Below are 14,389 nucleotides of genomic sequence, written 5' to 3' on the forward strand. Positions count from 1 at the left end.
GCGGTAGTTTCGATCCTGCTGCCTTTGACCTCCAGGGCTTCAACGAACGCCTCTTCGAGATCAAATTCTGATCGTCAAGACGGCCTTCAAATGTCGCTTACTGTAAAGCGACGAGTCCATCGGATTCAGACGCATCGACTGTTCAACGAGAATCGACAGGCTGTTCATGCCGTACCGGAAGTCGACAGGATCGCGATGCAAATACACCTTCAGATTGTCGTCGAACCGGAACACGGCATCCTCCCAAGGATCTGAACCAGGGTTGTCAGTTCATCAATGGTCGCGATGGCCTTGCCCAGTTCGAGTTCGACACCGTTCGACAGATGCACATGCAGCGTGAGCGTCATTGACGGGGATGGCGGTGTGGACGCAGGCGGTACCGGAACGACAGGCACGAACGCGGGTGGTGGTGCCGCGGCAACGACGAGCTGGTGAGAACTCGGAGGATCGATCGCCAGGCTGTCAGTCGCATCACCCGAAGGCGGCAGGTCGTCGCCGTTATCCTGCGGCGTCGGCGAGACGCCTTTCTCGCGCTCCATCAGGTATTTCGTGATCCACTTGCGCAGCAGGTTGGCGTTGATCCCGTGCTCTTGCGCCATGCGGGCCACCGACACGCCCGGGCGTAACGTCGCCTCGACCAATGCTCGTTTGCCATTTTCATCGTAACGGCGACGGCCGTCACTGCTCTGCCGAACTACTCTCAGCTCTGAGTTTTTGTCAGCCATAGGTGTCCACCTCCAAAATAGGTGGACACCTATGCTCCTCGCTCAGAGTGCTGTTGGGTAGACGTCGATAATGGATCGCTTACCTTTATTTTCCGTTTTCTGAAGCGACCCCTCATTGGAGGAGCGCTTTCGACCCCTATGCGGAAGTTTCCCGGTTAGCCTTTGCAGACCGCCTTGGGGCCGATCGGCGGCGTTTGACGACACGAGCGCAGCTAGAGACATCGACGACGCAGATTTCAGGCTGCGGGCCCGTTGACGAATCGCTCCGGATGCGCATTGCCAACGCACATAGTCGCTGCACCACCGCCTCAAACTTCAGGTAGGTGCCGTCGGGCAGTTCCCAGCCCTTTGGTCGCGGTTTCTGATGCACCAGGAGAAGGATGCCTTCGCGGCCATCTTGGGCGCGCAGATATTGGCCGCATAGCTGGTTGACCAGAGCGTCCTCAAGCTGCTTCATCGTCCAACTTTCCGCGACCTTGATTTCAGTGGCCACATTGGCGTCGCTGGCCTTCGCTCTGAAACGCAGGTCGGGTTCCTTCTCATCTGCAACGCGCACTTCGCGCTCGATCGAATAGGCTGTTCCCTGCACCTGTCTCAGCCTATCCGCCATCCAGTTCTGTACAGCGGGTTCGTCAGGCTGTGCGCTCAGGGTTGTACCTTGCTGGAAATCGCCGTGGACAAGATCGTGCTGCAAGTCTTCCAAGCGCTGCAGCGCCACAAGTTGCAGTTCTCGACCGGTCACCGGCGGCCTTTCAAACTGCTGCTCAACGCGGAGCGGCGCATCTGCACGCCAAGCTGCGTGCTCCGCGTCATTGGCCGCTCGTTCTTGTGCCAGCGCGACCAGGCGCGATCGAGCCACCGGGAAATTGGGTATATCCATCAAGCGCAGGATGGCGGCATAGGTGGCATGCCCCGGTGTGCTGACCAAAGCGTTAAATGCGGCTGAACGTGCTCCTTGCGCCTCGTCCCGTTCGTCTGGCGAATACACACCCTTGTCATCGCGATCATTGTCCTCTTCTACCCGCACCATGCGATACGCCAGGATGACCAGATGCTCCAGTGTTGCTACATCGAGATGCATGTTCGGCGGTGCAGAGCGCGACCAGTGCGAACCGAATATCTGGGGCAGCACGCGTTCGACGAGCGCTGTCTTCTCAGCCTCGCCCAACAGATCGAGCTTTGCCATGAGGGTGTCCGTCGCACCTTGTGCGTTGATCGCATATGCGGCACCCAGGTATTGCGCGCTGACTTGTGGGTCCATCGAAGACTGAAATCTGTCAAGCACCAGTGTGCAGAACGCCTGCTTTGCGTCTACAGGTAAGCCGTGCTTGAGGATGAACAGCATCGGCAGCAGTGCAACGCGGTTCAAGTCAGATCGCGCCTGCAGTTCGCGCAACAGGGTGGGCGACATCAGGCGGGCAAGGCTTTCGTCACTTCGGCTGATGGCCTCCAGGGTTTGGTAGTGAACCCCCGGCGTGGGATCGTCTAGATCGCTTGCCGCCTCTTGGGCCAACACCTTTTCTACCGCGGTGGGCCATGCTGCTGCCAATGCTGCAATCCAATCGGGAAAGCCGTTGATCTCCAGCGTTGCATACTCAGCGGCACGAATTGCCTGCTCTTCGGTCAGGTGCAGCGCCCAGTCTGTCCGCCCTGCCGCTTCAATCGAAACCCCAGCGATGCCCAGGCAATCAATCATGCCGATCTGGTTGCGTTCGCCAGGCGGTCGGGCGCTGTGCAGCGTTGGTTTCCAGGCCCGCCAGATTTCGGCAAGCCCGGCGGCAAACGCTGCCGCGACTTCCTCGCCGGCCAGTTCCGCAATGGGCGCAACACTGTCGATCGCGTAACGCGAACTGCTACTGGTGGCCTCACGCAGCAACTGCCAAAGGTCGTAAATCCGCTTATCAATGCCCGTTGCTGTGGTGGGGTGCAACTGACGCAGTTGCGCCGGATTTTCCCGCATGTCGGCGATGAAGGCGATCCAGGACTGCTCCCGCTCGGACCGTGCGTTTTCGCCTGCCCGCATGGTCTCTGCCAATTCTTCTTCGCTCTTGATTTCTTCCGCCGACTTGATGCGTGGTGTCATCGATTCAACATAGGCCGCTTGCATATCGGCGTCCGTCGCGGCGACGCCGGCAATGCGTGCCTTCAACGCATCGGGCTCGCCAGCCGTGAACCAGAGATTGAGAGCAGCATTGATGGCCAGTTGCCGCTCAGTAGCGCGCGCCCGAGATGCACCGTCGGTCAGAAGCCAGTCAATGTCGTCGAGCACCAGCCCAGGCGGCCAGCCAAGAAACTTCATCTGGAACGAGTGGAGCAACGGGCGTCCCATCAGATTTCTGTGGTTGCCCAGTCGGTCGGCAGCCTGCCAGAAGGCAGCGCGACGGCGCTCCGGCGTTCGATGCAACAGTTCGACCGCATCGGCCGCCTTGTTGATTTGCCGCTGCGTCATGTCCAGACGCCTATCGCCGATACGCAGCGCTGCGTCGATCGCTGCGACTGGCGATACATTGTCTGGCGACAAGTCCAGCAGACGCTGTGCTGCCACCCCGAGCGCCGTAGCGTACTGCTCGTCCCTTGGCGACCTTTCGCCAATACCCACTTGTGGTTCCGCTTCTAGCTGTTCCAAGAGTCCTTCGATCAATCGAGTCAGATCGGCCGCGCTCATCAGCCGCTCGACGAGCTTTGCCCCGTCCCAGTCGAACCTGAAGCCACCGCCCTCGGTGTCACCCAGGTGAATGACCGCCAGGATTGCCAGCAGGTCATCGACGCCGATCAGTTGCGGGAACAAGTCCTCGACGGCTTCCCAGACAAGCGTTGGCGAAATTGATGCGCACTGCAGCTTGATGTAGTCGGCATAGTCCTTGTGTGCGCTTTCATCACCGGCAGCAAGCAGCGCACGACCGGCGGTGATGGCGGTGTAGAGGTCTTGGTATTGGCCGAACGACGCGGCGATGGCCAGATCAGCACAATCTTTGATCTTGCCCAGCCAGATCAGGCGCAGCACGAAACGGCGAATTTCCTCGTGTTCCTTGTCTGTCGCCCAGATGGCACGCAGCGCCGGCGCAATATCCGGCTGAGCAAATCGCGCAAGGCTACTGAGATCCAAGTGTGGCACTTCTTCCCCCCGGCGCATCCGCTCCACCAGCGCCGTTAACAATCTTTGCCGTGTTTCAAGGGAAAGGCTTGCCGGGTCTCCTGCGGTGAACAGCAGAAAGGGCGCGCGGCGCACAACCTCGCTGGCAACGCTTTCGTCCCAGAGAGCAAGCCAGGCCGCCGTTTCCAACATCGAAGGCTTAACCAACTCGACTTCATAGGTTCGTGAAAAAAGCAGATCATGCAGTTTGCGTTGCGGCAGGTTGGCATGCCGCAGCCGCTCCAGCCAACGTGCTGCCAGATAGGCGCGCACCACACCTTCGTTGTCGTTGTGCAATCTGGCGCGGCCGAAGGTTGCCGGGTCGAATGCGGGCCGCGTGAGCAGCTTTATCCGATCTGCGCTGGACCAATCCGGCAGCACGTCGTCGATCTTGGCGACCGTTCCTTCCGTTTCGAGCCTGGCATCGTCATCCGGTATCGCGACGGTCGTCTGCCGTCCAAACACCAGGGCTGCGCCGATCCGTTCCAGGCCATGTTTAGCGCGCTCGGCGTCGAGGCTATCCCGACGACCGCGTTCCGGGTCAGTTTCCTGGAGTCGCTCACGCAGGCCCACTTCGGTCATGACGGTGAAGCTGCCAAGGCGGCCGTGGCTGCGCCAGTAGCGCACGATCCAGTCCAGGTCTAGCGGCCGGCGTGCGTATCCCCATAGGCTCGTCGCCTCAATGGCGGCCATCAGCCCGTCAAGGTTCGGGGCGTCTTTTGCTGCGGCATAAGTCCGCACCTGCTCGGTATCGAGTTGGGCCATCACCACTATCAGGGGCGCTTCGGCTGGCGTCGGTTCTGGGCGCTTTTCGTGACGGAGGATGCGGCGGACCAGCGTTTCAAGTGCGGGGAGAGGTTCGGCGGGGTTGTCATGTGGCAGTGGCAGTTCGTCGTTCAGCCGCCGAGCATCGCGCGCGAATTCCCAATCGGTGTGACGGCCGGACAGAACGATGTGGGCGCGGCTCTCTCCACCGGCAATCCCTTCGGCAATTTGCCGCAGCGCTCTTTCCAGGCGGATATTGTCGAGTTTCGCCTCGTCGATGGAGTCGATGAAAAACCATCCCGGTTCACTGCTGTTGCGCCAGGCATTCAAGCGCTGCCGGTCAGCAAGCCTCAATGCCTTATCGAGCCCGTCGCGGCCAACATCTTGAACAGTCGCGTAGACAGCAAACCTGCCTGCTGCCGTTTGCTGGCATGCTTGCTCGGACAGTTCCTCGGTCTTGCCACTACCGGCCTCAGCAAGGATAACGATGCGGCGCTTTGCAATCAGCTCGGGCCAGCCTAGCAAACCATTCGACACGCCAGCAGCGGTTCGATACCTTGAAAAGGCGAGCGATTCTTTTTTTTCTTGCCATTCGTAAAACTGGCGATTCAGCGGAATGGTGGTCATTTGTAGCGTCGCGTCACGTGGGCCGGGACAATTGGCGTGGTGGGCCGCTCCTGGCCGAGGGTGTGTCAAAACGCAGGTTCGCGCCTCTCGTTCAATAATTCGGCTTTCGAGAATGGCCTACAACGGCTTGGTGGCTTGCCGGGAAGGGGAAAGTGACCCGTCAAAACCTTGAGCTTTTGCGTTTTGACACACCCTCGGCCGAAGCCGGTCGCAGCCACGCGAGCTTGTGTCAAAGTCTATTGTCTTGTGTCGAACTCTATTGCTCGTTCACACCTTCGCTATACGTTCTTCGTTAATCAAGTTCATCGGCTTTTCCTAGATAGGCTCGTTGGGCATCCACATCAGCGCACCGTCGTCCTGATTGCCCGCGATGGTGGTCCACGTCCGACCGTCCTCATCGACAGCGATGCAGCCAGGTTGCCAATGGTTCGGGTTGCGCAGCGTATTGACCCAGCTTTGGACCTCGCCATCAAACAGCACGATCACGCCACCTCGCCCGACGTACCCGTTTTCCTCTCGCCAACGGCGCGCCACTTCGATGAGCGTCATATAAGCTTTTTCCTACTCGCCAGGCTTACGCCAAGGTGCAGTCTTCACAGCGCTATCCGCGAGCGACAACATTTTCTCAATGTCCCGCACCGACTCTCTGGCGTTCGGAGTGACGAACCCATTAAGCCCACTTGGATAGCGGCCGTTGAAGGGCGGAGCATGCAGTGTGTTCAAGCAGACACACCATTGAGGAGGCAAGGTAGAAACTGGAAACCCCGACTTTGCCGTTTCTGACCACAGCGCTTCGAGGTCGTGTCCGAACGGCTTCTTGCGCAACTCTGACGCGTTCCGCCCAACTGTCCAGAGCAGCGCCTTCAGCGCGCCCTCCAACGCCTGAGCAGCGAGTAGCGCGCCGGGCAGGGCTGTCGGCACGTTGCTTTCCGCCAATGCCCCTGCACCTTGCAACAGTTGACGCGCTGTCACCAGGAAGCTCGCGCCGTCCGATGGCGGCACCGAGCGGGCGGCAGCCAACGTCACCGCGGCGCTGCCATGTATCTCAGGAAGATCATTCATGCCGTTATCCCGCGCCGACACAGTCGGCCGTCGTTTTCCGTTGGGACACTGATTGTCCCGTCACTGTGATAGCTCGCCGGCACGCCGGACCGCGCCCTCTTTTCCTATTCATCGTCAGCCGCGTCAGCGTCCACGTATTCCGATTCTTCGCGATACGAGTCATGCACTTCGATATTCGGAGTGCGCTTTAGCTTGCTGTAAGAACCTTGCGCGTTGAGTTGCTGCGCGTTGGAGTCGAAGCGATAGATATGTCGCAGAATCCCTTCGAGTTCACGAATCTCATCCTCACGTACGTTCGGCCAGACAGCGAATATCGAGCACGTATCCCACAGGTGCCGCTTATGAGTTCTGTGCGAGCGCAGTCGGCCTTTCATACCGCTGGCGGACATACCCACATAAACGACGTGCCGGTGCGGCGCGCGCACTTTCTCTGACGCCGCCGTTCGATAGAGAACGTAGATGCCCCTTAACCCTTTGGGGATTGCATCGATTTTGTCGATCGAGACAAGTTCTAGCTTTTGCTGAATGAGGCGAAGCGGTTCGACTCGCTTCGAGCGTGGCCTTGAGCTAGTGTTCATCGCGCTCGCTTTCCGGTTATTCCAGAATCGTTTGCAGACGGGCCAGCGCGTCGTCTACCACTTCGACCGGCGCGCGCTCGATCTTCTTTGCGCCGCGTCCTTCGAGGTCCAGCGTGCGGACCATGTTCACCAGCGCAACGCCCTGCGTTTCAGTACAGGAACCAGACAGCGGCACCGCGAAACCTGCGAAACGGGCGAATTCGCCGCCCTGCGTGATCGGCGCAACCAGGGCGACGCCCAGCGCGTTGAACGCGGCAGGCGACAGCACCAGCGCGGGACGAAAATCGCCCTGCTGTTCGCGGCCCGCCCTTGGGTTCAGTTTCACGCGCACGATATCGCCCCGGTCAAACCTGATGCGTTTCACCATGCTTCACGTCCGATCGGCACGAGGCTGTTCCACGGGGCCAGATCAACGGGCATTGGCGCTTGCGGGTCGCATTGGGCGACCAGTTCATCGAGCGCGTACTTGTGACGCGCGGGTTTGAGCATCACGCCGTCCGGGCGCACATCCACCGTGAGCTTGTCGCCTAAGGCGACTTTGAGTTGATCAAGTAGCGCGGTCGGCAGGCGCACGGCTGCGCTGTTGCCCCATTTCTGAATAGACAGTTCCATTGCATAGCCTCCTTGATGTGTATCCATTGTAGATACAACAGACACGGAATGCAAGAATTTGTATCTACATAGTAGCTACTCAAAAGTCGGCGGCGCATCCCGTTTTACGACCACGCGACCGGTTTCTTTAATTGCCGTGTTCCGAGTAGGACGCAAGTGGGCGACAGAACCCTCCCAAGTGCGGAAAAGACCGCGCACCCGCAGCAGGCACGGCCTATGCTGAAGCGAATCCGCACCCTGGAGAAAACCACATGGACAAGACCTTCGCGCAAACCATGGCCGATTTGCGCATGCTGCTGCGCGACCACCCTCCGCTCCCCACCACGGATGTCACCGATGGCGCAGCCGTCTATGTCGATCACGGCACATTATGGGGAGTGTTCCTGTCGGCCGACGAGCCGGACGGTTTGGACGCGCCGTTTGTGGTCGATGCGTGGTTCACGGGGCACGTGGCCGAGAATCTCGCAGACTGGTTTAACGCACCCCGCTTCACGTACCGCCCCGCGCTCGCACAGTGGGTGCTCGATGCGCCGCCTGTGGAGGCGGCGGACTGAAGCGACGGGGAGTTGATGGTCGGATAACCCGTTGAAGCTGATTCGCGGGCACCGCTGCGGCGGCGGTCCCATAAAATAGCCAAAACAACCGGAGACCGTCATGTGCACCAACTACCGGCCGACGAGCCGCGAGCAGTTCGCCGGATTCTCAGACTTCCTGGAACCGCTATTCGAGTATCCGGCAGAAACATACAAGGACTACCTTGCACCAATCCTGCGACTCGATAACGGGACGCCGAGTACCGACGGCGCGACATTCGCGATGGTGCCGCGCAGACGCATTCCGCCCGGAGTGAAGGTGTTCGACACCATGAACGCGCGGGCGGAAACCGTCGACGAAAAGCGCAGCTATAGCGGCGCCTGGAAGCGCCAGCAACTCTGTCTGATCCCTTGCGAATGCGTGTTCGAGCCGAGCTACGAAACCGGAAAGCCCGTGCGCTGGCGAATCGAAATGGCGTCGCGTCGGCCCTTCGCGATTGCGGGCCTGTGGCGCGCTTGGGAGGATCCGGATGGTATTTCCTTGTCCATGACGATGCTGACGGTCAACGCGGACGGCCACCCCCTGATGAAGCGGTTCCACCGACCCGGAGACGAGAAGCGGTCGGTCGTCATCATCCGGCCGGAGGATTACCTGGGCTGGCTTGGCAGCAAGAGCGCTGACGAAGCGCGGTCGTTTCTCAAACTGTATCCGGCCGACGAGATGTTCGCGGAAGCCGCGCCGAAGCCACCGCGCTCAAAGCCGACAGACGGCAGCCAGGGCGCTCTCCTCACCTAGAACATCCTCTGGTACTGACTTCAATGCAACTGCCACGACGCGCCGAGGCGAGTTGCGGTCAAGCCACGTAGCGGTGACGGTGTTGCTTTTACTCGATTCTCGATACCGCCATCGTTTCGCCATAAGCCGAAGTAGTTCGGCCAATTCGTCCGGACAGATCGTCATTCGTTTGCGACCCTGAACCGACCTTCGGCTTCCCCGAAAACGGCCGCCCAAGCTAGCCGGCGGGTGATCCGACCCGGAACGGCTGATTAATTCACGCCGTTATCCTGGATTCGCTGGAGGCTACAGCGCGCTAGTCCTTCGTGTTTTCCGCGCTGATAGAGCCGTGACGCACTCTTCTTATTGGTCTTGTCGCGTATCGAAGCAATTGAAGTGACCGCCGGCCCACACGGCGCAAATGCGGTGATGCCAACGGTCCCAAACCATCGGAATTGAGCCAGTAGAAGGCATCGGTTCAAACCTGAACATCCATGCGACAAGGAGCACGGCCAGAAGGACAAGGACGACGCTCGCGCGCAAGTTGTTCATGTACTAGTCCCTTTTTGTCGCAATGGACGACGGTTTTTGGCTATGCAGTCTGCCAACCTTCTCCGTATAGTCGGCAACTTCCCGATAATTACAGAAGCCCGCGAAGTCCTTCGCCAACATCGTCAGAAGCGCGCGGTCCCCTGTTCCCTGCCGCATCATGCTGCGCGCATCGTCGTCGCCGGCCTGCGCTCCGGCCCTGAACACGTCGCTCGCAAGTGTTTCGTTGTCCAGCAGCCCGCAAAAAAACTCAACCCGCGTTGGAAACAGCGTCCCGATCGAGAAAACGGTCGCACCGAGAGGCACCGTGGCGTCCTTGACGCCGATGTTGGCGGCGATACACGAAGCCTTGCCGAACAGGTAGCCGACGAGTTTCTTGCTCACAAATGATGGTAGCGACGCGTAGTCAAGTTCAGCAAAAGATAGTGTAAGCGCCGTTGGTGGAGACACTATCTCCGCGACCATTCTCGCCTGCCGCACATGCTCCGGCTCCCCAAACCTTTTCACCTTGTTGATCAGTTTCCTCAGCATCGCGCCGCGCCTCCGCCAATGTCAGGTCGGTAATGAGCCACAGCAGCGAGGCTGCCGCATATGAACGCCGAATAGTATCTCGAACTTTACCGATTTCAATCGAGACGCGCCGGATGGCTGGTTTCTACAGGATTCTGTTGAAAAATTCGAAGGGCCGACGAGGCCCGCCAATCCCGTTTGCGAATCCCATGTCTCGCGTGTTGCGCCGATGGCCTTCGGATGCGTGTTGTGGGCCCGAGGCGCGATTTCTTGTTCGGGTGGTCGCCGCGGGACGCAAAACATACAGTCAAGGGCTCATAAAGCGAAAATCGCCCGCGCGAGCCTCCCGATTCCGAGTTTTTCAACAGAATCTACGGCGAAGCGGTCACTAAGGCGACTCCGTCGTCGGAACTACGAACGGCTCTTCATGGCCGTACAGAGCCCGACGGCGGCCGTCTCAGGACGACCCCAAGCGGTCTTTTGAACCGTCATTGGCACGACGACCGTTTCCAATGGATAGTGTTGAAAAAGTCGTGCTTTGGCTCGTGAGGATGGTTTGAGATCGACGTTTATCCAGCAGAGGACGTCAACGAAGATGCTAATTTGATCGGAGCAACGGCCCCCTCGCTCCTTATGCAGCAGCAATCTTGCTTCTGGTACTTCTTGGCGTAAGCCACTTCGCCATTCGTCGCAGATTTTGTGCGGTTGCGGCGAGCAGGAACTCATCGTGTGCTCCCGTTAGTCCACGCAGTCGCAAGCGATCCAGCTTCAGGATGCGTTTGAGGTGAGCGAAGAGCATTTCCACCTTCTTTCGCTCACGGCGAGATTGTATGTATTCAGGCGTTGTCGCAATGCGTCTGGCCTCGTCACGCGCGGCTTCATGGATGCTGCGAGCGATCTTGCGGAATGGTGTATTCGGACAGCAGCGATCCTTCATCGAACAGCTCTCGCAGTCGAATTGGCTTGCCCTGTAGATAATCGTGTCAGCCTTCGTGACGCGCGAGCGCGGATTCGTGAATTTGCGCCGGTCACTGCGTAGTGCGTGTCCTGCAGGGCAGAGATATTCATTGGCCTGCTCATCCCACTTGAACTCGCTGCTGGACAATGTATCGTCCTTGCGCGTCGTTTTATCCCAGACCGGAACATGCGGTGCAATCTCCTTCTGACCGATCAGCCAGGCAAGCATTGCTGCTGATCCATATGCGGTGTCGCCCGCAAGACGTCGAGGTTTGAGATCATGCCACCGCTCGACGCGGTCAATCATCGTCCTGGTTGACTCCACCTCATGCGACCGGTTCGAGGGCGTTGCCTCGACGTCCACGATGATCCCTGCCTGCAGGTCAATCAGATAATTCGTCGAGTAGGCAAAGAACGCCGGGCCACCCTTGGCGGCCGTCCAGCTCGCGGCGGGATCAGTCAGGGATATCTTCTTTGGAGGTGTCGATGTCTCTGCCTCCGCGACCTCATCGGAGCCTGCCGGATTCGCTTCCTCCAATGCCTTGAGATATTCCCGCACTGCGCGGCTTTGGCCCTTGACGCAACCCCAATCGATCGGCTCAGTACCCGGAACACCGCGTGCAGGGCTCGCGTCGGCCCTGATGATACTTGCATCAATCGCGAACCCTTCGCCTGCTACAAGCCCCTCAGACATGCAGCGACCAAGGACTGTCTCGAACACATGGCGTAACACATCGCTATCGCGGAAGCGACCGTGGCGGTTCTTGGAGAATGTCGAGTGTTCGGGTACGGTGTCTTCCAGACCCAGGCGGCAGAACCATCGATATGCAAGGTTCAGATGGACCTCTTCGCATAGCCTGCGCTCGGATCGGATGCCGAAACAGTAGCCCACAATCAACATGCGGATCATGAGCTCTGGATCAATCGATGGTCGGCCCATCGGGCTATAGAACGGCGCGAGATGCTGGCGTAGATCGCTCAGATCCAGGTAGCGATCGATACCTCGCAACAGGTGCTGGCGAGGGACGTGATCATCGAGGTTGAACAGGTAGAAGAGTTTGTCCTGTCCGCTGCCCAGTTGACCCATCATGACGAATCACTCCCGTCGATCGATGTCTTCCAGGATAAGCGACGCTGCATTCATCGCCTGAACGGGCCGACGCAAGTCGATCGGTGTCGCCTATCGGTTGACGAACAGCCATTCACGACGGCTCAGTCCAGCGACCGCTCAGGGTCGGCAAGCGCCGTCCCCGGAAATCCACGAAGAACCAAACAAAAACCCACGGTTTCGGAGAACGCGTGGGCCTGTGTCAGGGACGAAAAATAGAAATATTTCACGCCGCAAGAGGCAATCGGAACTGATCGCCTGCTGCAGGCTTCGCACGACGGTGCGCGTTTTGCATTCAGCGCGTCATTTCACCCGACTGATGCGCCATCGAGTTGGAGATTCTGCTCTGTCGTGCCTTCACGCGTGCACCGAAGGCGAAGGCCATTGAATCGGCCGACGCTATCCAATCGTACATCTTGAGTCGGTCCAGACATGCACCCTTCACCCCGAAGGTGTGAAGCCGCGCGCCCGCAGGAAGATGCCCTTCGAGACCCGCGAGGATCGCGTAGAGACCGTGCTCTGGATCTGTGAGATTCCTCCGGCAAACTGACCCGAGGCCAATGAGCGCCGGCGGCGCTAACCACGGTTGCCATCGCTCCCACACTTCCATCATGAGATCGAGGCTGCGTCTGTAATCGGACACCCGCCAGCCCTGCAAAACAGGCACGGGAATTCGCACCATATTTCGCACGACATCGGCGCTGCAATCCTTCGCGAGTTCGTTTTGCCAGGCGTAGACCACGCGTAGCATCCCCTCCAGAAGCGTCGCAGTGGCATCGACCCGAAAATCGATAGTCGCCTGATCTCGAGCTATATCCGGCTCGCAACAAAGATCAGGTTGTGCGAACCAAGAAGCCCCGGACAACGAGGCCAGTTCAAGATACTGTTGATAAGTCCACGGGTAGATATTGGCCATTCCTGGCTGTCGCCCTCGCGATTGAAAAAGCTTCGTGGCAACATACCCGGCGCTGTCCAGTGCGAAGTCGAGCTCGGTCAGATTCGTCGCCTCGGGGATTCGAAAACGCCCACGAGATGCGTCCCAGAATGCATTGGCCGACACCATCGCTGCGTACCCTTCGTTGAAGGCATGGAACGCGAGCTTTCCTCCGGTGTGGGGAATGCCAACACGCATCAGCAGACCGCCATCCAGTTCCGCGTTACGTTGGTGAATCGGCATACCCGCGCCATGCAGCAAGGATTCGGTGAGGTTCATTGATTGCTCCGTGTGAAGCGGAGCAGCCCCCTTGCGGGGGTTGCCCACAAGGGTTGAGTGAGGTTTCTATCGCCCGAACTGAGACTCGAGGTCGGCCGCGTCGATAGACACGACTGTGCCGCGACGCGTGCAGGCGCGAACGAGACCGCGGCGAGCCGCTTCCCTGAAGGCACGATTGATCGTGTTCACGTGAAAACCGAGATCATCGGCAATCACACGCTGGGAAGGCAGTTTGTCGCCGAGCTGGAATACGCCGAAGAGAATCGCTTGCTCGATCTGCGAAGCGATGGCCAGATACACGCGGCCGCGAATGGTCGCAAAATCCGGACGCCAACCGGTGCCGGATTCGAGCGAACGTGCAGACTGACACGTCGTCGCGATTTGAGAATTGTTCATCGATACCTCTATTAAAAATGCGCCGTCGAAGCGGCTAAATCGTCTACCCGCACGACCCGGCGTTTCGCCGGCTGTAGTGCGGAATGAAGGGAATGGGCGCAATCGAAGCGCCCGAAGAATGAGATCCACTATCTCGACGGAGCCCGCTTTGGGCCCGTCTCGACTTTCACGGCGCAGCGTATGACTGCCCCTGTGCCGATACCGTGTTCCAGTTTGAGAGATACGCGGCCGCGATAGCCGCGTTACCGCTGATTACCAAGGCGTTCTCCGAGTTACGCGTCGCCATCTGGGTATAGTTGTAGCTACCCGTCTCGACGATCATCCGGTCAACTACCAGAAACTTCGAGTGCTGGATCGGAAACACGCGAACGGTCCGCACGGGCACGCCCGCATACGCGAGCGAGCCGAGCGCCGCACGAGCGCGGCCGGAACGGTCTTCCTCGATGTTGCTGCGATAGTCGACCGTTACTTCCACGTCAACGCCACGTCGCTTCGCGAGAACCAGCGCATGTACCACTGCAGGAGCAGTGAAGTCATACGCCATGACCCGGATCGAGCGCTGTGCGCTGTCGATCGTGTGCAGCACCAGCCGTTCAGCGCCCCCGTCAGGTGAAAACGCCACTTCGACGTTCGCTGTTTGACTGGCCGCGGCCGGCTGTGTCAGTAGCAGGCAACCTACCGCGACGAGACAGGCGGCGACCGTCGCCGCGATGATTTGCTTGTTCATAAAAGGCCCCAGGAATGTATACCGTCGAAGCCCCGCTTCTTTCGACGACGGGGCCACGGCGAATGGTTGGGAACGTCAGGTACAGGTCTTCGGATGCGACGCCGGAAACACGATGACGC

At 59.2% G+C, this 14,389-nt stretch carries 15 protein-coding genes; 2 read left to right on the plus strand and 13 right to left on the minus strand.

The features are described 5' to 3' along the window. Positions 1-60: 60 nt before the first annotated feature. The 8 genes from tnpB to LPA37_RS25505 form a co-directional block, all read right to left on the minus strand. A complete protein-coding gene (gene tnpB, locus LPA37_RS27945; protein ID WP_407672623.1) occupies positions 61-234 on the minus strand; it encodes an IS66 family insertion sequence element accessory protein TnpB in 174 nt (57 codons plus the stop codon). Next, complete coding sequence (locus LPA37_RS25475) at positions 210-725, minus strand: transposase (RefSeq protein ID WP_229014031.1); 516 nt, start codon at positions 723-725, stop codon at positions 210-212. The genes tnpB and LPA37_RS25475 overlap by 25 nt, the downstream gene beginning before the upstream one ends. Positions 726-861: 136 nt before the next feature. Next, positions 862-5,250 carry an NACHT domain-containing protein gene (locus tag LPA37_RS25480; protein ID WP_229014032.1) on the minus strand — a complete coding sequence of 1,463 codons (4,389 nt, stop codon included), beginning with the start codon at positions 5,248-5,250 and terminating at the stop codon, positions 862-864. A 315-nt stretch (positions 5,251-5,565) separates the two neighbouring features. After that, on the minus strand, positions 5,566-5,799 hold the full coding sequence (locus LPA37_RS25485; RefSeq protein WP_229014033.1) for a hypothetical protein: 234 nt from the start codon (positions 5,797-5,799) through the stop codon (positions 5,566-5,568). A 12-nt stretch (positions 5,800-5,811) separates the two neighbouring features. After that, complete coding sequence (locus tag LPA37_RS25490; protein ID WP_229014034.1) at positions 5,812-6,312, minus strand: HEPN domain-containing protein; 501 nt, start codon at positions 6,310-6,312, stop codon at positions 5,812-5,814. A 104-nt stretch (positions 6,313-6,416) separates the two neighbouring features. Next, a complete protein-coding gene (locus tag LPA37_RS25495) occupies positions 6,417-6,890 on the minus strand; it encodes a GIY-YIG nuclease family protein (protein ID WP_229014035.1) in 474 nt (157 codons plus the stop codon). A gap of 16 nt (positions 6,891-6,906) precedes the next feature. Further along, a complete protein-coding gene (locus tag LPA37_RS25500; RefSeq protein ID WP_229014036.1) occupies positions 6,907-7,257 on the minus strand; it encodes a type II toxin-antitoxin system ChpB family toxin in 351 nt (116 codons plus the stop codon). Beyond that, complete coding sequence (locus tag LPA37_RS25505) at positions 7,251-7,502, minus strand: AbrB/MazE/SpoVT family DNA-binding domain-containing protein (RefSeq protein ID WP_229014037.1); 252 nt, start codon at positions 7,500-7,502, stop codon at positions 7,251-7,253. Before LPA37_RS25505 ends, LPA37_RS25500 begins: the two co-directional genes overlap by 7 nt. Before the next feature lie 251 nt (positions 7,503-7,753). Between LPA37_RS25505 and LPA37_RS25510 the strand changes: the two genes are divergently transcribed. Both LPA37_RS25510 and LPA37_RS25515 read left to right on the plus strand, forming a co-directional pair. Beyond that, on the plus strand, positions 7,754-8,056 hold the full coding sequence (locus tag LPA37_RS25510; protein ID WP_229014038.1) for a hypothetical protein: 303 nt from the start codon (positions 7,754-7,756) through the stop codon (positions 8,054-8,056). Positions 8,057-8,156: 100 nt separating this feature from the next. After that, a complete protein-coding gene (locus LPA37_RS25515; RefSeq protein ID WP_229014039.1) occupies positions 8,157-8,831 on the plus strand; it encodes an SOS response-associated peptidase in 675 nt (224 codons plus the stop codon). A gap of 534 nt (positions 8,832-9,365) precedes the next feature. Here LPA37_RS25515 and LPA37_RS25520 read toward each other — a convergent pair. The 5 genes from LPA37_RS25520 to LPA37_RS25540 form a co-directional block, all read right to left on the minus strand. Further along, positions 9,366-9,890, minus strand: coding sequence for a hypothetical protein (locus tag LPA37_RS25520; protein ID WP_229014040.1), 525 nt, complete (start codon positions 9,888-9,890; stop codon positions 9,366-9,368). A gap of 610 nt (positions 9,891-10,500) precedes the next feature. Then, positions 10,501-11,916, minus strand: coding sequence for a transposase (locus LPA37_RS25525; protein WP_229014041.1), 1,416 nt, complete (start codon positions 11,914-11,916; stop codon positions 10,501-10,503). Between the two features lie 313 nt (positions 11,917-12,229). Beyond that, entirely contained in the window at positions 12,230-13,147 is a 918-nt protein-coding gene (locus LPA37_RS25530; protein ID WP_229014042.1) for a deazapurine DNA modification protein DpdA family protein, read from the minus strand. A gap of 66 nt (positions 13,148-13,213) precedes the next feature. Further along, on the minus strand, positions 13,214-13,543 hold the full coding sequence (locus LPA37_RS25535; protein WP_229014043.1) for a GntR family transcriptional regulator: 330 nt from the start codon (positions 13,541-13,543) through the stop codon (positions 13,214-13,216). Positions 13,544-13,709: 166 nt separating this feature from the next. After that, positions 13,710-14,270 (minus strand): phospholipase D family nuclease, encoded by a 561-nt coding sequence (locus LPA37_RS25540; protein WP_229014044.1) that lies wholly within the window; start codon positions 14,268-14,270, stop codon positions 13,710-13,712. Positions 14,271-14,389: the final 119 nt, after the last annotated feature.

The sequence above is a fragment of the Paraburkholderia gardini genome, assembly GCF_907164545.1.
Classification (GTDB): Bacteria; Pseudomonadota; Gammaproteobacteria; order Burkholderiales; family Burkholderiaceae; genus Paraburkholderia; species Paraburkholderia gardini.

What these genes read in the sequence shown, in the direction of transcription:
- LPA37_RS25475 (WP_229014031.1), bottom strand. Translation starts at nt 725, where the DNA reads ATGGCTGACAAAAACTCAGAGCTGAGAGTAGTTCGGCAGAGCAGTGAC.
- LPA37_RS25480 (WP_229014032.1), bottom strand. Translation starts at nt 5,250, where the DNA reads ATGACCACCATTCCGCTGAATCGCCAGTTTTACGAATGGCAAGAAAAA.
- LPA37_RS25485 (WP_229014033.1), bottom strand. Translation starts at nt 5,799, where the DNA reads ATGACGCTCATCGAAGTGGCGCGCCGTTGGCGAGAGGAAAACGGGTAC.
- LPA37_RS25490 (WP_229014034.1), bottom strand. Translation starts at nt 6,312, where the DNA reads ATGAATGATCTTCCTGAGATACATGGCAGCGCCGCGGTGACGTTGGCT.
- LPA37_RS25495 (WP_229014035.1), bottom strand. Translation starts at nt 6,890, where the DNA reads ATGAACACTAGCTCAAGGCCACGCTCGAAGCGAGTCGAACCGCTTCGC.
- LPA37_RS25500 (WP_229014036.1), bottom strand. Translation starts at nt 7,257, where the DNA reads ATGGTGAAACGCATCAGGTTTGACCGGGGCGATATCGTGCGCGTGAAA.
- LPA37_RS25505 (WP_229014037.1), bottom strand. Translation starts at nt 7,502, where the DNA reads ATGGAACTGTCTATTCAGAAATGGGGCAACAGCGCAGCCGTGCGCCTG.
- LPA37_RS25510 (WP_229014038.1), top strand. Translation starts at nt 7,754, where the DNA reads ATGGACAAGACCTTCGCGCAAACCATGGCCGATTTGCGCATGCTGCTG.
- LPA37_RS25515 (WP_229014039.1), top strand. Translation starts at nt 8,157, where the DNA reads ATGTGCACCAACTACCGGCCGACGAGCCGCGAGCAGTTCGCCGGATTC.
- LPA37_RS25520 (WP_229014040.1), bottom strand. Translation starts at nt 9,890, where the DNA reads ATGCTGAGGAAACTGATCAACAAGGTGAAAAGGTTTGGGGAGCCGGAG.
- LPA37_RS25525 (WP_229014041.1), bottom strand. Translation starts at nt 11,916, where the DNA reads ATGATGGGTCAACTGGGCAGCGGACAGGACAAACTCTTCTACCTGTTC.
- LPA37_RS25530 (WP_229014042.1), bottom strand. Translation starts at nt 13,147, where the DNA reads ATGAACCTCACCGAATCCTTGCTGCATGGCGCGGGTATGCCGATTCAC.
- LPA37_RS25535 (WP_229014043.1), bottom strand. Translation starts at nt 13,543, where the DNA reads ATGAACAATTCTCAAATCGCGACGACGTGTCAGTCTGCACGTTCGCTC.
- LPA37_RS25540 (WP_229014044.1), bottom strand. Translation starts at nt 14,270, where the DNA reads ATGAACAAGCAAATCATCGCGGCGACGGTCGCCGCCTGTCTCGTCGCG.